This window comes from Nonomuraea sp. NPDC050310, from assembly GCF_040655795.1.
Classification (GTDB): domain Bacteria; phylum Actinomycetota; class Actinomycetes; order Streptosporangiales; family Streptosporangiaceae; genus Nonomuraea.
The window spans coordinates 32,460-52,945 of record NZ_JBFAKP010000024.1 but is presented as its reverse complement, the minus strand read 5'-3'; the positions used below and the strand labels follow the sequence as shown (position 1 = coordinate 52,945).

The window sequence follows — 20,486 nt, the reverse complement described above, 5'->3', positions numbered from 1 at the left end:
CGTTGCGTAATCGCTAGGTTGCAGTACGCCTATTCAAAACTATGAACCATTGAGGCCAGGTTGAAAACGTGTGCTTGAAGCTTACGGTTAAGGATCGTCCTCCCGCGGACTGTTTCTTACAACCCACGAGGGACAGGGGGACTCCCTGTATGCACCTTGTCTGCGTTGCGTGACCTTGATTAATGAGTCATGTTGACTCCACCAGCAACGGTTCGACGAGTGGGGAGGAATCGAGGTGGGGGACGAAAACCTCGGGCATCTGGAGCGGTTGGTCTCGGAACTGGGCGCGAAGGGGCTGCTCGCACGAGTGGTCCGGTCCCAGTCCGGTCGGGCCTTCGTCCGCGTGATCAACCCGGAAGCCACGAGCCTGACCGAGAGCGTGACCTGCCGCCAGGCGCCGGTGCCCGAGGTGACGGACTGGTGGTACTGCTGGTCCTGGGGCGAGCGGATGCACCAGGCCGACGACCCGGCTGGAGCGGCGACCAAGGTCGCCCGCGTACTCGCCGCGGTGGGGGAGTGACATGGCGGTGGACCGGGTGGAGCGCAGCCACCACGGCCCACCGCACCCACGGCGGCCTCACGGAGCCGGCGAGGTGGACGGTGCGGAGAATCCCTCTGGGGTTCTGGACACCTCGCCGGCTCCCACTCCAAGGGTTGGTCCGGGCCACGTGCCCGCCATGAACGGGGATCCGCAGGGATCCCGCCCGGAAACGGCTCGGGACACACTTCCGGGTGTGTGTCCCGGCCGAGCCGTACGTCACCGGAGCGCGAGGGTCCTCCCTCCGCGGCCCAGGGCCCTCGCGTCCCCGTCTTCCCCGGCGTGATGTGACGGCGGCCGGTTCGGTCGGCGGTGTGGATAGGGTGAAAACGACCCTATGATCACTGCCGGCCGAACCGCTTCCGGAAGGATTGCTCTTTCGTGTCCCCCACACCGTCGCCGACTCCCACGCCCTCGCCCTCCTCGGGTCTTCCCGACCCCGCACAGCTCGTCAACGAGATGGCGATGGGGTGCTCAGGCGACCCGGTGTGCTCGTTCTTCAGCGGGTTCCTGCCCAACAGCATCGCCCCGCTCGGCGCCACCGTCCTGACCATCGTCGTCATCCTGGTCGTCGCGATCCTGATCCGTAAGATCGTGCACCGGCTGATCTCCCGGGTGGTCGTCCGGGCCGCGAGCGGGCCCCTCACCAGCAGGTGGCGCAAGACCTCCTCGGCGACCGACGGCATCGACGCCCTGCTGCAGGAACGCCGCAAGCAGCGCGCCGAGACCATCGGCTCGGTCCTGCGGCACGTGGCCACCATCGTGATCATGGGCACGGCCGTCCTGACCGTGATGGAGAAGCTCACCATCCCGATCGCCCCGCTGCTCACCAGCGTCGGCATCGTCGGCGTCGCCCTCGGCTTCGGCGCCCAGGAACTGGTCAAGGACTTCATCGCCGGCATGTTCATGCTGCTGGAGGACCAGTACGGCGTGGGCGACGTGGTCGACGTCGGGGCGGCGATCGGCACCGTCGAGGCGGTCAGCCTGCGCATCACCCGGCTGCGCGACGCCGACGGCCGCGTCTGGTACGTGCGCAACGGCACCATCGCCCGGGTGGGCAACGAGTCGCAGGGCTGGTCGCGCGCCTTCCTCGACGTGCCGGTCGCCTACTCGACCGACGTGACCACGGTCAAGCTCATCCTGGAGCAGGTGGCCGAGGAGATGTGGGCCGACGCCGAGCTGCGCGAATCGGCCATCATCGACCAGCCGGACGTCTTCGGCGTCGAGCAGATGTCCGACAGCTCGCTGGTCTTCCGCATCTCCGTCAAGACCCTGCCGTCCAAGCAGGCCGAGGTGGCCCGGGAACTGCGCCTGCGGGTCAAGGCGGCGCTGGACGCGGCGGGAATAGCGCTGGCCCCCTAGACATTGGAACTCAACGTGAGCGAGCCCTCCTTCTACGACGCCGTCGGCGGCGACGAGACCTTCAAGCGTCTCGTGCACCGCTTCTACGAGGGCGTCTCCGCCGATCCGCTGCTGCGCCCGATGTATCCCGAAGAGGATCTCGCCGGGGCGGAGGACCGGCTGCGCGGGTTCCTGATCCAGTACTGGGGCGGCCCCAACACCTACAGCCAGGAGCGCGGCCACCCCCGGCTGCGGATGCGGCACGCGCCGTTCGTCATCGGCGACGCCGAGCGCGACGCCTGGCTGCGGCACATGCGCGACGCGGTCGAGTCGCTGGAGCTGCCGGCCGAGCAGGAAACCCGGCTTTGGGACTATTTGGTTTATGCCGCCCATAGCCTGGTCAATTCACATGGATGAGCATCCCCTGGTGGCGTGACGCCGTCGTCTACGAGATCTATGTCCGCAGCTTCGCCGACGCCTCCGGTGACGGGGTCGGGGATCTGGCGGGCGTACGGGAACGCCTGCCGTACCTGGCGGAGCTGGGGGTGGACGCCGTCTGGCTGACGCCCTTCTACCCGTCGCCGATGAACGACGGCGGGTACGACGTGGCCGACTACCGCGACGTGGACCCGCTGTTCGGCTCGCTGGCCGACTTCGACGCGATGGTGGCCGAGGCGCACGCGCTCGGCCTGCGGGTGATCGTCGACATCGTGCCGAACCACAGCTCCTCGCAGCACGAGTGGTTCAAGGAGGCGCTGCGCGGCGTCAAGCGGGACCGCTACATCTTCCGTGACCACCCCAACAACTGGCAGTCCACCTTCAGCGGGCCGGCCTGGACGCAGCTCGCCGACGGAAGCTGGTACCTCCACCTGTTCGCGCCGTCGCAGCCGGACTTCAACTGGCGCAACCCCGAGATCCACGAGGAGTTCCGCTCCATCCTGCGCTTCTGGCTCGACCGCGGCGTGGACGGCTTCCGCATCGACGTGGCGATGGGCCTGTACAAGGCGCCCGGGCTGCCGGACATCGACGACCAGTCGTTCAAGGCGGTCTCGCCGATCTGGGGCCAGCCCGAGGTGCACGAGGTCTACCGCGACTGGCGGCGCGTCCTGGAGAGCTACCCCGGCGAGCGGATGGCCGTCGGCGAGGTCTGGACCGACGACCCGGAGGACCTCGCCCGCTACGTGCGGCCCGACGAGCTGCACCAGAGCTTCAACTTCGCCTGGCTGCAGGCGCCCTGGTCGGCCGACGCCTTCAAGAAGGTCATCGACGACACCCTGGCCTCGGTGCCCTTCGCCACCTGGGTGCTGTCCAACCACGACGTCGTACGGCACCGCACCCGGTACGGCCTGGAGGACCCCGGCGCCGGGCTCTCCCGCGCCAAGGCGGCCCTGCTGACCATGCTGGCGCTGCCCGGCTCGGCCTACCTCTACCAGGGCGAGGAGCTGGGCCTGCCCGAGGTCACCGACATCCCCGCCGAGGCGCGGCAGGACCCGATCTTCTTCCAGTCCGAGGGCACCCTGCCCGGCCGGGACGGCTGCCGCGTCCCACTGCCCTGGGAGGCCTCCGGGGTCTCGCTCGGCTTCGGTACGGCGGAGCCGTGGCTGCCCCAGCCCGAGATCTTCGCCGACCTGTCCGTCGCGGCGCAGGCCGGGAAGCCGGACTCGACGCTCGAGTTCTATCGGACAGCCCTATCCGTACGGCGTGACCTGCTGAAAACCCTTCCTTATACCTTGGAGTGGCTGGACTCCCCCTCGGATGTACTTTTCTTCACCCGCGGACCGCTCATCTGCGCGATCAACTGCGGACTGGAAGCCGTGCCGCTGCCGCCGCACTCCTCGGTCATCCTCGCCAGCCAGCCCCTCACCGGCACCCTGCTACCGCCCGACACAGCCGTCTGGCTTAGCACGCAGTAGCGAATCCGTCACCTAGGGTGGGCTGCATGCTGCACTCGCTCACCCTGGTGGCCGCCCTCCTCGTCCCCGCCGGGCCCTGCGCCTGCACGCCGGGAGAATTCTGCACCTGGGTGGGGACGAGATACACCTCCTCGCACCTGGAGGACCCGGCGCCGGGCAGCTTCGCCCGGTCCATGCTCAACAAGACGCCCGACAGCCTGGACATCCACGGCACCGTCGGGCGGCTCCCCCGGACCTACTGCCTCAACCCGGGCGAGGGGCAGTCCGACACCGGCGCCTTCACCCTCGACCGCGTGGTGGTCAGGGACGTTCCGTGTGAAATCTTGTGAGGTAGGCCAGCTCGTCCTCGGTCAGCCGTCTGGGGGCGCCGCGCTCGACGTCGTAGGAGACCAGCACCGAGCGGGCCTGGACGAAGACCTCGTCGCCGTCCTTCACCTCGTACTCCAGCACGAACCGCACCGGCCGGATCTCGCTCACCCACGACTCCACCGTCACAGGGGTGGTGCGGAAGGTCAGCGGGCGCTTGTAGTCCACCTCGTGGCGGGCGATCACCAGGCCCTTGAACCTCTCCGCGGCGTCGATGAAGAACATGGCGGTGCGGGCGTCTTCCAGGTAGTCCAGGAAGCGGACGTTGTTCACATGGCCCAGCGAGTCGATGTCGGCGAAGCGGACCATTCGCTGGAAGACGTGCCGTTGCTTCGGGGGGTGTTGCCCGTTCTCCTCAACCACCCCGCCACCGTACCGGTCCCGCTCACCCACCTTTGACCGGGTCCGGCAGCCCCTGGTGTTCGGATGCGGAACGGCCGGGCTCCCCTGAGGGAACCCGGCCGCCAAGCACAGCCCTATGACCTAGTCGCGAGTCAGCTTGCGGTAGGTCACGCGATGCGGGCGAGCCGCCTCGGCCCCCAGCCGCTCGATCTTGTTCTTCTCGTAGTCGGCGAAGTTGCCCTCGAACCAGAACCAGTTCGACCCTTCCTCCCAAGCCAGGATGTGGGTCGCGATCCGGTCGAGGAACCACCGGTCGTGGGAGGTGATCACAGCGCAGCCCGGGAAGTCGAGCAGCGCGTTCTCCAGCGACGACAGGGTCTCGGTGTCGAGGTCGTTGGTCGGCTCGTCCAGCAGCAGCACGTTGCCGCCCTGCTTGAGGGTCAGCGCCAGGTTGAGGCGGTTGCGCTCGCCACCGGACAGCACCCCGGCCTTCTTCTGCTGGTCGGGCCCCTTGAAGCCGAACGCCGCGATGTAGGCGCGCGAAGGCATCTCGACGTGGCCGACCTTGATGTGGTCGAGCCCGTCGGAGACGACCTCCCAGACGTTCTTGTTCGGGTCGATGCCGGCCCGGGACTGGTCGACGTAGGAGATCTGCACCGTGTCGCCCACGGTGATCGTCCCCTTGTCGGGCGTCTCGTTCCCGGTGATCATGCGGAACAGGGTCGTCTTACCGACGCCGTTCGGGCCGATGATGCCGACGATGCCGTTACGCGGCAGGTCGAACGAGAGGTCCTCGATCAGCAGCCGGTCGTCGAAGCCCTTGGTGAGGTGGTCGGCCCGGATCACCGTGGTGCCCAGACGCGGGCCCGGCGGGATCTGGATCTCCTCGAAGTCGAGCTTGCGGAACTTGTCCGCCTCGGCGGCCATCTCCTCGTAGCGCTGCAGACGGGCCTTGCTCTTGGTCTGGCGGGCCTTCGGGTTGGACCGGACCCACTCCAGCTCGTCTTCCAGGCGCTTCTTGCGCTTGACGTCCTTCTGGCCCTCGACCTTCAGACGGGCGGCCTTCTTCTCCAGGTAGGTGGAGTAGTTGCCCTCGTAGGGGTAGCACCGGCCGCGGTCGAGCTCCAGGATCCAGGTCGCCACGTTGTCCAGGAAGTACCGGTCGTGGGTGACGGCCAGGACGGTCCCGGGGTACTTCTCCAGGTGCTGCTCCAGCCAGTTGACACTCTCGGCGTCGAGGTGGTTGGTCGGCTCGTCCAGCAGCAGCAGGTCGGGGGCCTCCAGCAGCAGCTTGCACAGGGCCACCCGGCGGCGCTCACCACCCGACAGCTTGCTCACCTCGGCGTCCGGCGGCGGGCAGCGCAGCGCGTCCATCGCCTGCTCGAGCTGGCTGTCCAGGTCCCAGGCGTTGCGGTGGTCGAGCACGTCCTGGAGCCGGCCCATCTCCGCCAGCAGCTCGTCGCTGTAGTCGGTGGCCATCAGCTCGGCGATCTCGTTGAACCGCGCGAGCTTCTCCATCGTGTCGGCCACGCCCTCCTGGACGTTTCCGAGCACCGTCTTGCTCTCGTTCAGCGGGGGCTCCTGCTGGAGCATCCCCACCGTGAAGCCCGGCATCAGCCGCGCCTCTCCGTTCGACGGCTGCTCGAGACCGGCCATCATCCGGAGCAGCGTCGACTTTCCGGTGCCGTTCGGACCGAGCACGCCGATCTTGGCACCCGGCAGGAACGACAGCGTGACGTCGTCAAGGACAACCTTGTCGCCGTGCGCCTTGCGCACGCGCTGCAACGTGTAGATGTACTCCGGCATGCCACCTAGCTTAGGCCCTCCCGGGGACCCCCTCGCGCGAACTTCCCTCGCTGCCCCCGCACCCAGCCGGCCGCCCCACCCCACGAACCCCACACGAACCACCCGACCAGCCCTCCCACCGAACCGGCGGGCCACCGGCCCGGGGCGCAGTCGCCACCACCCCGAGCACTTGGCCCCCGGACGGGCGGCCCGTGAGGGGCGGGTGGCCCATGAGGGGTGGGTGGCCCATGAGGGGTGGGCGGCCGCGCGCAGGTGGCCCGGGGTGATTGGCCCGGGATGGCGGACCCGGGATGGCCGGCCCGAGATGACCGGCCCGAGATGACCGGCCCGGGATGACCGGCCCGAGATGACCGGCCCGGGATGACCGGCCCGGGATGACCGGCCCGGGATGGCGAACCCGAGGTGCTGGCGGACCTTGGGAGTGGTGGCGGGCCGGGGGTGCTGGCATGCCCGGGGTGGTGGGGGCCGGGGTGGTTGGCCGGGGTGGACGGGCCCGAGGTGGTGGCGGGCCTGGAGGGGGGCGGCGGGCCTTGGGGGTGGCTGGCCGCGCAGCTAGGTGCTCCCGAGCACGCACCTCGGCGCGCAGCCTTGCCGCGGCCCCGGACGGGCCTCTGCCCGGTGGCCCACGAAAGGTGACCCGCGAGCAGGGGCTCGGGTGGATCTGCCCGGCCTCGGCCCCGACCTCGGACAGGGCGCCGCGCAGGTCGGCCCGGGGACGGGGCCGAGGGGAACGGGGCCGAGGGAACGGGCCGAGGTGGACCCGAGGAATCGGGCCCGCGCTGGTGGACCCGTGGAAGCGGGGCCCGAGCAGTGGCCCGAGCAGTGGCCCGAGCAGTGGCCCGACCAGGGGGCCGAGCAGGGGGCCGAGCAGGGGGCCGAGCAGGGGCCCAGCATGGTGGGCCCCTGCATGGTGGGCCCACCATGCTGGGCCCGAGGCAACAGGCGGCTCAGTGCAGGTGCCCGGGAGAGGTCAGGGCTGGGGTTCGGGGGCTGGTTCGGTGGTGGGGGGGCGTTGGGCGGGGGCGGGGAGGCAGATGCGGTCGCGGCCCAGTTCCTTGGCCCGGTAGAGGGCGAGGTCGGCGGCGGCGAGCAGTTCGATGAGGTCGTCGCCGTGCAGGCTCATGACCGCGACCCCCGCCGAGATGGTGACGGTGATCAGCGCCTCGTCGGCGGCGATGGCCATCCGGCCGACCCGGCTACGGAGCCGCTCGGCGACGCGACGCGCCTCGGCGACGTCCGCCCGGGGCAGCAGGACGACGAACTCCTCGCCGCCGAAGCGCCCGACGACGTCGTAGTCGCGGAGCTGGGTCCGGAGCGTGGCCGCCACCCCGGCCAGCACCTGGTCCCCCACCAGGTGCCCGTAGGTGTCGTTCACCCGCTTGAAGTGGTCGATGTCGACGATGAGCAACGCCAGCGTCTCACCGGTACGGCGAGCACGGACGATCTCGGTGTCGGCCTCCCGCTGCCAGGCCGCCGCGTTGAGCAGCCCGGTCTTGGGGTCGGTCCGCGCCGCGGCCTGCAACTGGGCGTGCAGCAGGCTCCGCTGCAGCAACACCACGGGCGGCAGGGTCAGGATGAGCAACGCGAGGTTGATCCCGCAGGCGATCGCCACGAGCACCCCGAGGCAGAGCTCGACCACGTCCAGCAGCGCGCTCTCTCGGTCCCACAGCACGTCCCGCCAGCGGGTGTCCGGGTCGGAGGTGTGCGCCGCGACGGCGATCAGCCCGGTGTTCAGCACCGCGAAGAGCGCCGCGCAGCCCACCGCCAGCAGGATCGGCCCCGCCGTACCCCGGGACAACACGGCGACGTCGGGAACGAAGTGATGGAACACCACCGAAGCCGTGCACCCGGCCAGCCCGATGGCCGCCGAGCTGAACACGCGGCGGTAGATGACCGTGGCCCGCACCCGCCACTGCAGCAACACCTGCAGCAGGATCGGTGCGAAGAGGGCGTACACGGGGGGAAGAAGCAACGCGACGGGAAGCCACCAGGCCGACAGCAGGTCACGCGAGACCCCGGCCGGCATGCCCAGCCGCCGGGTGGCCTCGATGCAGACCGCGCCACACGCCATCAATGCGGTGAACGTCAGCAACTGCGGCAACTCGAACTCGGTAAGAGTCACAAACGCCACAATCGCCACGAGATCCAGAGTTACGATCCCACATAGGTAGATGACGAGAGCTTGGCGTTGTCCGAGCAACGGCCAACGGCCGGCCAAGGTTGACACACCGTCACGAGGCTTGGCTGAGGTGTGACTCGACGCCGCCATCTCGCCTCCTCTCTGCCTAACGATGTGTAACACAATAGTTGCGGAGTGTGCGTCGTGCGACGGGAACCGATACGTTTGGCCCCATGGCCGCACTCTTCGTGGGGCCTCAGTGGGTTCGCTCACTCCGCGAGCGGGCCGTCCGGGAAAGGAGCAGCCATGGTGCGGGGCGTGACCTGGACCTGAACGGTGCTCTAGCCGTCAGGCACGGACACAAGCCGTCGGCCGGCCGCTCTCCGACCTCGTTTCACCAGCTCTGAGACCCGACCGGCGCCCCCTCCTCCCCTCCACTCCGTCCTGCCTGCCTTCCTTGCCGGGGTCTGGTGTCGCGCCGGCGTCCGGGCCTCTCTCGCGCCCATCCCTCCGTTCCGGGCGGCGCTCTTGTCGCGGCTGTCTCACCTTCGTTCGGTGGGCGGCCGCATTCGTCTTTTCTGGGCCCCGGGCGGCTTGCCGTACACGAGGGTGCCCGGCAAGCCGCACCGTTGAGGGGGTCAGGCGGCCTGGGGTTCGGTGGTCCAGGTTTCGTCGTCCTCGGGGGCGCCCAGGACGCGGACGGCGGGGTCGTCGGTCGCGGTGGCGGGGTCGGGGCCGGGGCGGCTGTAGCGGCCGGCGGCGGGCAGGGCCCAGTCGCGGGTGTCCTCGTCGAGCTGTTCGCGGTGCTCGGGGGTGATGCCGCCGGTCAGGCCGGAGCGTTCGGGCTTGGAGAAGGCGCCCAGACCCCAGCGGAGGTCGTGCCCCACGGCGGAGGCCTCGATCTCGGGCATGAAGCGGCGTTCGCCCTCGGGGCCGAACTCGCGGATGCGGAGCCGGCCCGAGACGATGACCGGGTGGCCGACCTGGACGGACTGGACGACGTTGTCGGCCAGGCCGCGCCAGCAGCGAACGGCGAAGTAGACGGTCTCGCCGTCGGCCCAGACCTGGGCTTTCTTGTCGAAGTACCGGTGTCTGGACGCCACGCGGAGGGAGGTGACCCTCGCTCCGTCGTCGAAGGTGTGCTGGCGGGGCTCGGCTGCGACGTTGCCGGTGAGGGTGATGTAGATGTCGTTCATGGTGCCTCCCACGGGGCGGGCCGGCTGCCCGCCTACTGGCGACACACGTTGGCGGAAAGCGGGTGGGCGGCACCGCTGCCGAATGGGGTTCTGTGGATGACCGGCTGGGGCGGGCCCCGGGTGTGGACAGGGCCCGACAGCGTGAGCGACGCGGGGTGACCTGAGGGCGGGGATACCTCAGGGCCCGGGTTACTTGAGGGCGCGGAGGGCGGCGTTGTACTCGTGGTGGCGGGCCAGTTCGCGCTCGACCGGCTCGACGACGAGGCCCTCGGCCACGGTGGCGACGCGGCGGCGCATCTCCAGTTCGAGCCGCTCCCGCTCCCGCGAGGCCCCGAGGACGACGAAGTTGCGGCAGGCGATCGAGGTCAGGGCGCCGATGGCCAGGACGACGGCCATGCCGATGCCCACCCACGGCAGGGACCCGGTGTCGCCCAGCGCGGCGATGCCGACCGGGATGCCGGCCAGGGCGATGACCATCCAGGCCGCCCCGAGCAGGAAGGCCGCGACCAGGAGGTACTGCCAGACCTGCACCGCCCGCCACCACCCGGGGACGCGGGCGAGCTGCGGGGCGACCTCTTCGAGCTCGTCGGAGAGGGCCTGCGGCAACTGGCCGGAGCGGGTGCGGGCGGCGTGCTGGACGGCGGCGCGCCAGGCGGGGCGCATGTCGGCGGAGAGGCCGTCGGCCAGCGCCTGGACGGCGTTCTCCACCTCGGCGGGCTGGGCGGTGACGACGCCGTCGGCCAGGCCGTCGATCTCTTCGCGGAGGTCGGTGAGGCGCAGGGCCTTGAGCGGGTCGGGCCGCAGCGCCGAGACGAGCCGGGCGACCGGCCAGCCGACGTAGGAGCGCGAGCGCTCGGCGTAGATGTTCTCCATGGCGTCCCCGACGGCCGGGACGCCGACGGCGTCGCAGAGCGCGTCGGTAAGGCCGACCCGGCGCGCGGCGTCGACGGCGGCGGGCGCGTCGCCGGGGGCGTCGAGCTTCCTGACCAGCCGGTCGAGGTCGGCTTCGAGCCGCTGCACGGCGGCGCGCCGCTTGGAGACCGCCTCGGCGAGGACGCTCTTGAGCGAGTCGATGCCGCGCCCGGTGACCGTCGAGGTGGTGACGACGGTCGGGTGGGCGACGCCTTCGCGGCGCAGCAGGTCGTTGAGGTCGATGACCAGCTCGGCCAGTTCCTCGGGGGCGAGCCGGTCGACCTGGTTGAGCGCGAAGACGGTGACCGCGTCGGCGCCGGCGTGCTCGGCGATGTAGCGGCGGTGGGTGGCCGCGTCGGCGTACTTCTGCGGGTCGAGCACCCAGACGACCACGTCGGCGACGCCGATGAGCCGGTCGGCCTCGGGGTCGGTGAGCGCGCGGATGGAGTCGTGGTCGGGCAGGTCGAGCAGGATGAGCCCGTGGAGCTGGGACTCGCCCTTGTCCAGCGCGGAGGCGCGGGCGAAGCGGTGGCGCCACTGGATCTGCAGCCAGTCGAGCAGCGGCGCGGCGCCTTCGAGGCCCCAGACGCAGGCGTGCGTGCGGGCGGTGGTGGGGCGGCGCACGCCGGTGGGCGACAGCTCCAGCCCCGAAACCGAGTTGAACAGCGACGACTTGCCGCTGCCGGTGCCGCCGGCGAGGGCGACCACGGTGTGCTCGGAGGAGAGCTTGAGCCGGTCGCCGGCGCGCAGCAGCAGGGTGCCGGCTTCGGACAGGAGCGGCTTGTCCAGCCGGCCGGGTCCGAGCTCGACGAGCTTGGACAGGGCGGAGAGCCGCTGGGCGAGCGGCGCCCGGGCTGGGGCGAGCGTCGTCATCGCGCCACCTCGAGGTTGTACGTGGCCTGGTAGAGGCGGGTGGCCGCGCTCTCGTCGGGGATGCCGGCGGCGTCCAGGGTGCGGACGTAGCGCATGGCCTCCTCGTCGAAGAGCATGCTGACGCGCGCCCGCAGGTCGCTGAGCGACTTGACGGAGATCGCGCGCAACGACTCGGCGCCGAGCAGCGCGTTGACCAGCTTCTGCGGCACCCCGTCGGAGGAGCCGCCGAACAGGCCGACCATGAAGATCAGGGAGAGCGCGTCGGGGTCGAAGGAGACCACCTTGGAGACCGAGCGCTTGGCCACGCCCTCGGTGCGGATCAGCTCCATGACGTGCTCCTGCCAGGCCGAGACCGCCCGGTTGGCTCGCCGTACCAGCTCCTCGGAGGGGCGGTCGAGGCCCTCGCCGAGAGTGGCGCCCAGCTCGGAGCGGCGGCGCCAGCGGGCGGCGACCTCCTCGGCGGCGCGGGTGGCGGAGGAGACGATCAGGGACTCCAGGCCGGTACGGAGCGCGGCCTTGAAGGCCATGAGGCGTTCGGGCATCTGCCGGGGCGCGCGGCCGCGGAGCTGGATGGTGCGCAGCAGGTCGCCGGAGCCGGCGAAGTCCTGCCAGCGGGCGAGCACCTCGCCGCGCAGCAGGGAGCCGTCGCGGGCGGCGGCCTCGATCCTGGACAAACCGCCCAGGTAGGCGGCCTCGACGTCGGTGCGGAGCTCGCCGCGGAAGGCGACGTGCCCTTCGAGGTGCCTGGCCAGCGCGGGCACGCGGGTGCGGAAGCTGTCGAGCACGCCGTTGAGCGTCTGCCGGACCGCCTGCGAGCGGCGCTCGCCGTCGACGGACAGCTCGGCGAGCCACATGCGCAGGTCGGTCATCTCGCTGTCGGGCAGCCGGCCGTCGGTGACCTTCGACTCCTCGACCACGAAACGGTCCACGTCGCCCAGGCCGTACTCCGTGAGCATCCGGACGAAGTGCTTCATCACCGTCTCGCGCGAGCGCGGCTGCACACGGGACAGCACGATGGCCAGCCGTACCCCGCGCTCGCGGGCCAGGCGGAGCAACTGCCAGGCGGGCGCGTCGGCGTAGCGGGTGGCGGTGGTGACGAAGATCCAGATGTCGGCGGCGTCGAGCATGCGGTGCGCGATCTCGTGGTGCTCCTCGACGACCGAGTCGATGTCGGGGGTGTCGAGCAGCGCCACGCCCTGCGGCAGCTTCTCGGTCGCCGCGACGACCAGGCTGTCCGGGCCGGCGTCGCGGGAGACCTGCTCGATGCGCTTGAGGCCGCCGAGCAGGTCGCCGTCGGCGAACCAGGGCAGATCGCCGGGGTGGCAGGTGAGCACGGGCGTGCCGGTGGTGGGGCGGCGCACGCCGGTGCGGCTGACGTTCTTCTCGGCGAGGGTGTTGACCAGGGTGGACTTGCCCGCGCCGGTGGAGCCCGCGACCACGATCAGCGCGGGCGCGCTGCTGACCCGCACGCGCGGGATGACGTAGTCCTCCAACTGCGCGAGCAGCTCGGCGCGGGCCTGCCTGGCCTCCTCGGCTCCCGGCAGGTCGAGGCCGAACTTCAGGTCGAGCACGCTCTGGCGCAACTGGGCCAGGGCGCCGGTGAGCTGCTCGACGGCCTCGTCGGGCAGCTCCTGCTCGGCCTCCCCCTCGGGTACGGCAGGCGTCCCCTCGGCCTCGTCGATCTCGGCCTCGTCGATCTCGGCCTCGTCGACCTCGGCTTCGACCTCTTCGGCCTCATCCGCGGCAGCGTCACCGGACTCCCCGGCGTCCTCCGAGGAGTCGGAGTCGTCGGCGACAGGCTCCTCGGCCGGTTCCTCCTCGACCACGTCCTCCTCCGCCGGAGGCTCCTTGATCGCGGACATGCTCAGAGTCTGCTCCCCCAGCGACTCCGGGTGCTCGTTCTCCATGGCGGCGTCACCCGTCCTGTCGGCAGCGGTGTTCACGGCACCCGCTCCGCTCGAACCATCTCGACCTCCTGGCCGACCCTGACGACGTCACCCACGACGACGATCGCCGGTGGCCGTACGCCGGCTCCGGTCACCCGCTCCGCCACGGTGGAAAGAGAGGCGACAACCGCGCGCTGGGTCGGAAGAGTACCGTCCTGTACCACCATTACGGGAGTTTCCGGCGAACGTCCTTCGCGAATGAGCGCTTCGGCGATCTTTTCGATCCGTTCGACCGCCATCATCAGCACCAGCGTCCCGGTGGAACGCCCCAATGCGGGCCAGTCGACGGTCGAGCGCGGGTCGTCCGGGGCGACGTGCACGGAGATCACGTGGAATTCCTGGCTGATCCCCCGATGCGTGACCGGCACCCCGGCCGAGGCCGGGACGGCGACCGCGCTGGTGATGCCGGGCACGACCACCACCGGGATGCCCTCGCGGGCGCAGGCCAGGGCCTCCTCGCCGCCGCGGCCGAAGACGAACGGGTCGCCGCCCTTGAGCCGCACCACGAACTTGCCCTCGCGGGCCCGCTCGATCAGGATCGCGTTGATCTCCTCCTGCGGCAGCGCCCTGCCGTACGGGACCTTGGCCGCGTCGATCAGCTCGACGTCGGCGGCGAGCTCGTCGAGCAGCGCGCGCGGGGCGAGGCGGTCGGCGACGACCACGTCGGCCTGGGCGAGGAGTTGCCGGCCGCGCACGGTGATCAGGCCGGGGTCGCCGGGTCCGCCGCCGACCAGGGCGACGCCGACCGGCTTGGCGCGGTTGCGCCGGGCGTCCACGGTGCCGTCCCGCAGGGCGCCGACCACGGCGTCGCGGATGCCGGCCGCGCGGCGCGGATCGCCGCCCGCGGTGATCGCGACGCTGATCTCGTCCACGCGTCCGGAGGCCGGGGTCCAGGCGGCCGAGGCGTCGCGGTCGTCGGCGCGCACGCACCAGACCCGCTTGGCCTCCGCCTCGGCGGCGACCGCCGCGTTGACCTCGCGGACGTCGGTGCAGGCCTGCACGAGCCAGGCGCCGTCCACGTCGCCCACCTGGTACGGCCGGGCCAGCCAGGTGATGCGGCCGGCGGCGATGAGATCGTCCAGGGCCGGCGTGACGCTCGGGGACACGAGCGTGACCACCGCGCCCGCCTCCAGCAACGCGGGCACGCGCCGCTGGGCTACCCGCCCGCCGCCGACCACGAGGACCCGGCGGCCGGAAAGTCGCAGGCCGAGGAGGTAGGGGCCCATGTCGGCTGATCTCCCGTTCGCGAAGAATGGTGTATTTAGGAGGCAAACCTACCGGGTTGTTTGCACAGAAGTGTTAACGATCGTCAAGAAGCGGTTGGCGCGGGTCCCAGCTCCTGCCATCAGCAAGATCTTTTCGTCGTCTGGCCATCGCTGACAATGCCTCCAGAATCACGCGATTTCCAAGCAATGCCGTGATTTCCGCATGATCGTACGGCGGCGCGACTTCCACCACTTCCATCCCGGCCAACGGAAGTTCGTAACAGATTCGACGCACCGCATCCAGCAGTTGCCGCGAGGACAACCCGCCCGGTTCCGGCGTGCCGGTGCCGGGGGCGTGCCCCGGGTCGCAGACGTCGATGTCCACCGAGAGGTAGATCTGGTCGCACTCGTCCAGCGCGATGGCGAACGCCTCGGTCAGGCACTCCTCCAGGCCGCGATGGACGATCTCCGTCATCTCGTACGAGCGCATGTTCTGCTCGGCCATCCAGCTCAGCGTCTCCGGCTCGGGCCAGTAGCCGCGCAGGCCGATCTGCAGGAAGCGGTCGCCGCGGATCGCGCCCGACTCGATCAGGCGGCGCATCGGCTGGCCGTGGCCGTACAGGTGGCCGAAGGCGATGTCGCCGGTGTCGGCGTGCGCGTCGAAGTGGATCATCGAGGTACGGCCCGGCTCATGAGCCCTGGCCGTGCCCCTGGCGTCGGGCAGCGCGACCGTGTGGTCGCCGCCCAGGACCATCGGGATCGCGCCGGAGACCGCGATGCGGTGGACGGCGTCCTCGATCGCGGCCAGCGCGGTGTCCACGTCGCCGGAGAAGCACTCGACGTCGCCCGCGTCCAGGACCCGCAGGTCGCGCAGGGCGTCCACGCGCATGGCCAGGCTCGGGCGGGAGCCGTCGTGCGGCAGGTAGCAGGCCTGGCGCAACGCCATCGGCCCGAACCGCGCGCCCGGCCGGTGGGAGGTGCCGCCGTCGAACGGGGCGCCGATGATCACGACGTCGGCGCCGGCGAAGGTGGCCGGATCGTTGACGTCGCACCGCTCGACCCCGAGGAAGGTGATGTCGGGGCCGTACATCGGGCCGTAGCGCGTCATCCCACCATCATCACACGGGCTTTTCCGTCACTCCCGCCGAGTCGAAGGTCGCCACGTCGTGCATCACCCGTACGGCGGAGCAGACCAGGGGGTGGGCCAGGAGGCCGCCCGTGCCCTCGCCGAGGCGGAGCTCCAGGTCTACGAGGGGGCGGAGGCCCAGGTGAATCAGGGCCGCGGCGTGGCCGGGCTCGGCCGAGCGGTGGCCGGCGATGCAATGGTCGGTCACGTGCGGGACCAGGGCCTGGGCGGCCAGGGCGGCGGCGCCGGCGATGACGCCGTCGAGGATCACCGGGACTCTGGCTTCGGCCGCGCCCAGGATGAAGCCGGCGAGGGCGGCGTGTTCGTAGCCGCCTACTGCGGCCAGGATCCTGAGGGCCTCGCCGACGTCCCCCGGCGTGGGCTTCGAGGGGAGGTCCGCGGGGGTTCCCTGGACTTCGGGGGAAGGGGACGGCCCTGCGGCGGGGGCGGGGGGCGTGGGGGCGCCCGAGCCCGTGGGGAGGTTGTTGGTAGCCAGGGCGCGGCGGACGATGGCGACCTTGTGGGTGTGGGTGGCGTCGTCGATGCCGGTGCCGCGGCCGGTGACCGTGGCGGGGTCCAGGCCGGTGTAGGCGGCGATGAGGGCGGCCGAGGCGGTGGTGTTGGCGATGCCCATGTCCCCGGTGATGAGGCAGCGGGCGCCGGAGGCCACCAGGCTGCGGGCGACCGAGATGCCCGCCTCCAGGGCCGCGACCGCTTCGTCCGAGGTCATCGCGGGGCCCAGGGACAGGTCGGCCGTGCCGTACCCGATCTTGTGGACGAGCAGCCCCTCCCCCGGCGGCAGGTCGGCGGCGACGCCGACGTCGACGACGGTGACGGAGGCGCCGGCCTGGGCGGCGAAGGCGTTGGCGACCGCGCCGCCGGCCAGGAAGTTGGCCACCATCTGCACGGTGACCTCCTGCGGCCACGGGCTGACGCCCTGGGCGTGGACGCCGTGGTCGGCGGCGAAGATGGCGAGCGCGGCGGGGGCGGGCATGGGCGGCGGGTTGACGCCGGCCGCACCGGCCAGCCGTACCGCGACGTCCTCCAGCACGCCGAGCGACCCGGGCGGCTTGGTGAGGCGGCCCTGGTGCGCGCGGGCGGCGGCCAGCGCGCGCGGGTCGGCCGGGCGGATGGCTTCGAGGACGGACTGGAGCACCGGGCGGGCGTCGGACACGGGTGTACCCCCAGGGGACCTGAGCAGAGGACGGTGAGCCGGTCGGAGGGGGACGGCCGGGCAGGGGAAGACGGCGGGACGAATCAAGGACCGGCGGGACGGGCCAGGAGCAGCAAAGGTCAGGAGACGGGCTGGAGGGCTTCCTCGTAGCGGTCGATGACCACGTCGGCCAGCGCCTCGCAGTCCCCGATGACCTCGGCGCAACGGATGTCGAGGTCCGGGTGCCCGGCCCCGTAGGCCAGGGCCTGGGCCCAGACCCGCTCCAGCATCCCGCCCGCGAACAGCAGGTACGGCAGCACGATGACCCGGCGCGCGCCCAGGCGGCGGCAGCGCTCCAGGCCGCCGGGCACGCCGGGCGGGGTGACCGACACGAAGGCGGTCTCGACGGTCATGTAGTCGTAGCCGTGCGTCTCCCAGAACAGCCGCGAGACGCGGTGCACCTCGGCGTTGGCCACGGGGTCGGTGGAGCCCTCGCCGACCAGCACGATCGCGGTTTCGGAAGGGGAGATGGGCTGCGGCTCGTCCTCGGTCACCAGGCGGAGCGGGCCGGAGGCGGGCAGGTCGGCGACCGCCTCCTCCAGCCGTTCGGCCAGGAGCGAGAGCACGCGGGGGTCGGGGCCCAGGGGACGTCCGGTGTCGTACATGAGGGTTGGGTGCCTCTCCTGCTCGAGCGCCATCGCCGCGGGGAACTCCTCGCCCACCTTGCTGAGGCTCAGCGGCAAGGCCACCAGCCGGTGGTGGCCGCGCGCGACCAGCGAGGCCACGGAGTCGCTCAGCCGTGGCATGGACTGCTTGAGGTACCCGCCGGAGACGTCGGCGGCGGTCTGGTCGAGCCGGCAGCGGAGCCGGTGCACGAACCGGCCGAACTCGGCCGAGCCGGCATCGTCGTGCGAGCCCTGCCCGATCAGCAGCAGCGGCGGCTTCATCTCGCGGATTCACCTCGGGGGAAGAAAGCGGGACACGCGAGGATAACAGGTCACTCCGAGTGAGCGGGTACTCCATAGAGCACCAGAACCGGCTCCGCGGGCGCCAGACCATGGGTCCCATCTGGGAGAACCGTGAAATGCGCGGCCTGGATCTGGGTGCCCTCGGCGCGGTAGCCGTACTCGCGCATCCGGTCGAGGATCGCCGGGACCTGCTCGATCGCGCGCACGACGCACACCAGCGAGCGCGGGCGGCGCGCGGCGCAGGCGACCACCACGTCCGGGCCGCCGCCGCCGACGTAGACGGCGTCGGGGTCGGGCAGCGGTTCGAGGGCGGGCGGGGCGTTGCCTCGGGTGAGCGCGACCTTGACGCCGTGGTCGAGGACGTGGCGGCGGATGCGGGCGCAGGCGGCCTCGTCGCGTTCGACGGCGATCACGGCCGCGCCGAGCCTGGCGCACTCGACGGCGATCTCGCCGGAGCCGGAGCCCACGTCCCAGACCAGGTCGCCGAGCCGCGGGCCGAGCTTGGCCAGCACGAAGGCCCGGACCTCGGGCGGCAGGCCGCCGCCGGGCAGCGCCCATTCCGCAGGTCCGGGACGCGGGCCCGCGACCCAGCTCCGGGGCTGCGGCCGGTGCAGGGGGTCGACGACGAGCACGACGTCCGGGTCCTTCCAGGGCCGGGTGGTCGCCTCGCCCATGCGGCTGTGCGTGACGCGTTCGGCGGGCCCGCCGAGGTCCTCGCAGACGATCAGCGCGCGCGGCGTGGTGGGCGCCAGCTCGCGGGCCAGCTCCCCCGGCCCGACGCCGGGCGCGCAGAGCACGCCGACCTTGTGGTGCGCGCGGCAGGCGTTGACCACGCGGCCGAGTTGCCCGGCGTGCTCGGGCGCGACGACCAGAGCGTCCTCCCAGTTGAGCCCGGCGCAGGCGAAGGCGCGGGCGGCCAGCGGCACGGCCGGCAGCACCGCCGGGCGCAGGCCGTGGCCGCGCAGTTCGCGCACGACGCCGAAGAAGCCCGGGTCGCCCTCGGCGAGCACCGCCGCCGAGCCCTCGCCGTGCTCCAGATGGCCGTCCAGGACCCCGAGCAGGTCCTCCCCGTACGGCACCGCGTCCTTGAGCCCGAGCTCGCGCAGCAGCCGGTCGGGTCCGGTGACGAGGGTGGCCCGGGCCATCGCCTCCGCCGCCGCAGGGGCCAGAGCCAGGCCGTCCCAGCCAATCACCGTGACCGTCATGCCTCCAGAGTGCATCCTCCTGAAGCGTCCGGGTAGGGAGTAATGCCCGAGAGGAGTGAGGGACATCATGGACCGCGGAAGTGACAAGCACGGCCCGCGCCTGGACGAACAGCAGAAGCAGGAGACCGAAGGTCTGGTACGCGGGGGCGGTACCTCGCGCGCCGAGGAATGGAAGGAGCCTGAGCCCATGCCCGCTGCCGGCGAGCAGGAGCCGCGCAAGTACGCGCCTGGTCACGAGCCCGGAACGGCCAAGGGGATCGACGCCTACGGGGTCGAGCTCCGGAGCGACATGGCCCGCTGGGTACCCGATTCGATCTTCCCTGCCGGACGGGAGGAGCTGGTACGGCAGGCGGAGCGCCCCGAGGTGCCCGATGCGGTCGCGAGGGCGCTGGAGAAGGTGCCGGAAGGCCAGTACCGCAACATCGGCGAGGTCGCCGAGGCTCTCGGACTGGGCGTGGAGAGGCGCGGGTGACGAGGCGTGCGACTCGACTTCATCCGTCCCCTCTATGACCATCGGGGGCCTTATGCGTCCGTGTACTTAAGAGGGGCCGAGCGCGAGCAGTGGTGGCGCTCGGCGCGCGGTGAGCTCGGCGAGGCCGACCAGGTCACGCTGGAGGCGCTGGACAAGGAGGTGCGCGCCCCCGCGGCCGCACGCGCCTTGTTCGCCGCGCACGGGGTCGTGGTCCTGGCGGAGAACCTGCCGCAGGGACCCGGACTGGCCAGGTGGTCGCCGTTGCCGCACGTGGTGCCGATGCTCGCCGCCCGCGGCGAGAACGTGCCGCACCTGAGGGTGATCGTCGATCGGGCCGGGGTGGAGCTGACCGTCTTCGGCGGCGGCTCCCCCCGGCACGCCCTCGGCGAGGCCACCACCTGGCCGTTGCAGAAGACCGCGCAGGGCGGCTGGTCGCGGCGCACCTTCGAGCGGCACGCCGAGGAGGCCTGGTCGCACGACCTGGCCGCCGCGGCGACCGAGATCGACGAGCAGGTGCGCAGGATCGGCGCCGAGCTGGTGATCGTGGCCGGTGAGCCGCGCCCGCGCTCGGCGCTGGTGGACCGGCTGAACACCAAGACGTCCGACCGCGTGCTCATGGTGGAGCACGGCAGCCGCACCGACCACGGCGGCTTCACCCGGGACGTCGAGACGATGCTGGACGGCTGGCTGGAGCGGCGGCGGTCGGAGCTGCTGGGCCGCCATCGTGACAGCGACGGGCCCGCGGGGCTCGGGCAGGTCGCCCGGGTGTTGCGGGAGGGCCGGGTGCACGCCGTCCTGATGCCCGGTGAGCTGCCCGCCGAGGTCTGGATCGGCCGCGGCGGCACCCAGCTCGCCGACACGGCCGAGGAACTGCTCCGCTGGGGGGTGGAGGAGCCGGTCCAGGACCGGGCCGACGCCGCACTGGCCCGGGCCGCCGCGATGACCGACGCCGAGCTGTGGTTCTGCCCGGAGTTGCCGGACGTGGCCGCGGTGATCCGCTACTAG

General features: G+C 71.6%; 18 protein-coding genes. 7 read left to right on the top strand and 11 right to left on the bottom strand.

The window, feature by feature from the left end:
- Positions 1-235 precede the first annotated feature (235 nt).
- The 5 genes from AB0I67_RS36325 (at position 236) to AB0I67_RS36305 (ending at position 4,121) form a co-directional block, all read left to right on the top strand.
- Complete coding sequence (locus AB0I67_RS36325; RefSeq protein WP_357933435.1) at positions 236-520, top strand: hypothetical protein; 285 nt, start codon at positions 236-238, stop codon at positions 518-520.
- Positions 521-919: 399 nt separating this feature from the next.
- Positions 920-1,900, top strand: a complete 981-nt coding sequence (locus AB0I67_RS36320; protein WP_357933433.1) for a mechanosensitive ion channel family protein — start codon at positions 920-922, stop codon at positions 1,898-1,900.
- 15 nt (positions 1,901-1,915) lie between these two features.
- Positions 1,916-2,296 (top strand): globin, encoded by a 381-nt coding sequence (locus tag AB0I67_RS36315; RefSeq protein ID WP_357933430.1) that lies wholly within the window; start codon positions 1,916-1,918, stop codon positions 2,294-2,296.
- The gene (locus tag AB0I67_RS36310) at positions 2,293-3,792 is read left to right on the top strand and encodes a glycoside hydrolase family 13 protein (protein WP_357933427.1); all 1,500 of its coding nucleotides are present in this window, start codon (positions 2,293-2,295) and stop codon (positions 3,790-3,792) included. Before AB0I67_RS36315 ends, AB0I67_RS36310 begins: the two co-directional genes overlap by 4 nt.
- Positions 3,793-3,818: 26 nt before the next feature.
- On the top strand, positions 3,819-4,121 hold the full coding sequence (locus AB0I67_RS36305; RefSeq protein WP_357933424.1) for a hypothetical protein: 303 nt from the start codon (positions 3,819-3,821) through the stop codon (positions 4,119-4,121).
- Here AB0I67_RS36305 and AB0I67_RS36300 read toward each other — a convergent pair.
- The 11 genes from AB0I67_RS36300 to AB0I67_RS36250 form a co-directional block, all read right to left on the bottom strand.
- Positions 4,093-4,521 (bottom strand): thioesterase family protein, encoded by a 429-nt coding sequence (locus tag AB0I67_RS36300; RefSeq protein WP_357933421.1) that lies wholly within the window; start codon positions 4,519-4,521, stop codon positions 4,093-4,095. The two genes, AB0I67_RS36305 and AB0I67_RS36300, sit on opposite strands and share 29 nt — an antisense overlap.
- A gap of 120 nt (positions 4,522-4,641) precedes the next feature.
- Positions 4,642-6,306, bottom strand: coding sequence for an energy-dependent translational throttle protein EttA (gene ettA, locus AB0I67_RS36295; protein WP_357933418.1), 1,665 nt, complete (start codon positions 6,304-6,306; stop codon positions 4,642-4,644).
- A 970-nt stretch (positions 6,307-7,276) separates the two neighbouring features.
- On the bottom strand, positions 7,277-8,428 hold the full coding sequence (locus AB0I67_RS36290) for a GGDEF domain-containing protein (protein WP_357933415.1): 1,152 nt from the start codon (positions 8,426-8,428) through the stop codon (positions 7,277-7,279).
- Between the two features lie 635 nt (positions 8,429-9,063).
- On the bottom strand, positions 9,064-9,621 hold the full coding sequence (locus tag AB0I67_RS36285) for a single-stranded DNA-binding protein (RefSeq protein ID WP_357933412.1): 558 nt from the start codon (positions 9,619-9,621) through the stop codon (positions 9,064-9,066).
- Between the two features lie 189 nt (positions 9,622-9,810).
- Positions 9,811-11,406: an ABC transporter gene (locus tag AB0I67_RS36280; RefSeq protein ID WP_357933410.1), complete on the bottom strand. Its 1,596-nt coding sequence runs from the start codon at positions 11,404-11,406 to the stop codon at positions 9,811-9,813.
- A complete protein-coding gene (locus tag AB0I67_RS36275; RefSeq protein ID WP_357933408.1) occupies positions 11,403-13,349 on the bottom strand; it encodes an AAA family ATPase in 1,947 nt (648 codons plus the stop codon). Before AB0I67_RS36275 ends, AB0I67_RS36280 begins: the two co-directional genes overlap by 4 nt.
- Positions 13,346-14,578: a uroporphyrinogen-III C-methyltransferase gene (gene cobA / locus AB0I67_RS36270; RefSeq protein ID WP_357933406.1), complete on the bottom strand. Its 1,233-nt coding sequence runs from the start codon at positions 14,576-14,578 to the stop codon at positions 13,346-13,348. The genes AB0I67_RS36275 and cobA overlap by 4 nt, the downstream gene beginning before the upstream one ends.
- 73 nt (positions 14,579-14,651) lie before the next feature.
- The gene (speB, locus tag AB0I67_RS36265) at positions 14,652-15,665 is read right to left on the bottom strand and encodes an agmatinase (protein ID WP_357933404.1); all 1,014 of its coding nucleotides are present in this window, start codon (positions 15,663-15,665) and stop codon (positions 14,652-14,654) included.
- Positions 15,666-15,675: 10 nt separating this feature from the next.
- Entirely contained in the window at positions 15,676-16,857 is a 1,182-nt protein-coding gene (locus AB0I67_RS36260) for a nicotinate-nucleotide--dimethylbenzimidazole phosphoribosyltransferase (RefSeq protein ID WP_357933401.1), read from the bottom strand.
- A gap of 119 nt (positions 16,858-16,976) precedes the next feature.
- Entirely contained in the window at positions 16,977-17,783 is an 807-nt protein-coding gene (locus AB0I67_RS36255) for a sirohydrochlorin chelatase (protein WP_357933398.1), read from the bottom strand.
- A gap of 50 nt (positions 17,784-17,833) precedes the next feature.
- On the bottom strand, positions 17,834-19,009 hold the full coding sequence (locus AB0I67_RS36250; protein ID WP_357933395.1) for an SAM-dependent methyltransferase: 1,176 nt from the start codon (positions 19,007-19,009) through the stop codon (positions 17,834-17,836).
- 67 nt (positions 19,010-19,076) lie between these two features.
- Between AB0I67_RS36250 and AB0I67_RS36245 the strand changes: the two genes are divergently transcribed.
- Together AB0I67_RS36245 and AB0I67_RS36240 are read left to right on the top strand one after the other, a co-directional pair.
- Positions 19,077-19,481 (top strand): DUF2795 domain-containing protein, encoded by a 405-nt coding sequence (locus tag AB0I67_RS36245; RefSeq protein ID WP_357933392.1) that lies wholly within the window; start codon positions 19,077-19,079, stop codon positions 19,479-19,481.
- Between the two features lie 60 nt (positions 19,482-19,541).
- A complete protein-coding gene (locus tag AB0I67_RS36240; RefSeq protein ID WP_357933389.1) occupies positions 19,542-20,486 on the top strand; it encodes a Vms1/Ankzf1 family peptidyl-tRNA hydrolase in 945 nt (314 codons plus the stop codon).

What these genes read in the sequence shown, in the direction of transcription:
- AB0I67_RS36310 (WP_357933427.1), top strand. Translation starts at nt 2,293, where the DNA reads ATGAGCATCCCCTGGTGGCGTGACGCCGTCGTCTACGAGATCTATGTC.
- AB0I67_RS36305 (WP_357933424.1), top strand. Translation starts at nt 3,819, where the DNA reads ATGCTGCACTCGCTCACCCTGGTGGCCGCCCTCCTCGTCCCCGCCGGG.
- ettA (WP_357933418.1), bottom strand. Translation starts at nt 6,306, where the DNA reads ATGCCGGAGTACATCTACACGTTGCAGCGCGTGCGCAAGGCGCACGGC.
- AB0I67_RS36285 (WP_357933412.1), bottom strand. Translation starts at nt 9,621, where the DNA reads ATGAACGACATCTACATCACCCTCACCGGCAACGTCGCAGCCGAGCCC.
- AB0I67_RS36280 (WP_357933410.1), bottom strand. Translation starts at nt 11,406, where the DNA reads ATGACGACGCTCGCCCCAGCCCGGGCGCCGCTCGCCCAGCGGCTCTCC.
- cobA (WP_357933406.1), bottom strand. Translation starts at nt 14,578, where the DNA reads ATGGGCCCCTACCTCCTCGGCCTGCGACTTTCCGGCCGCCGGGTCCTC.
- speB (WP_357933404.1), bottom strand. Translation starts at nt 15,665, where the DNA reads ATGACGCGCTACGGCCCGATGTACGGCCCCGACATCACCTTCCTCGGG.
- AB0I67_RS36255 (WP_357933398.1), bottom strand. Translation starts at nt 17,783, where the DNA reads ATGAAGCCGCCGCTGCTGCTGATCGGGCAGGGCTCGCACGACGATGCC.
- AB0I67_RS36250 (WP_357933395.1), bottom strand. Translation starts at nt 19,009, where the DNA reads ATGACGGTCACGGTGATTGGCTGGGACGGCCTGGCTCTGGCCCCTGCG.
- AB0I67_RS36245 (WP_357933392.1), top strand. Translation starts at nt 19,077, where the DNA reads ATGGACCGCGGAAGTGACAAGCACGGCCCGCGCCTGGACGAACAGCAG.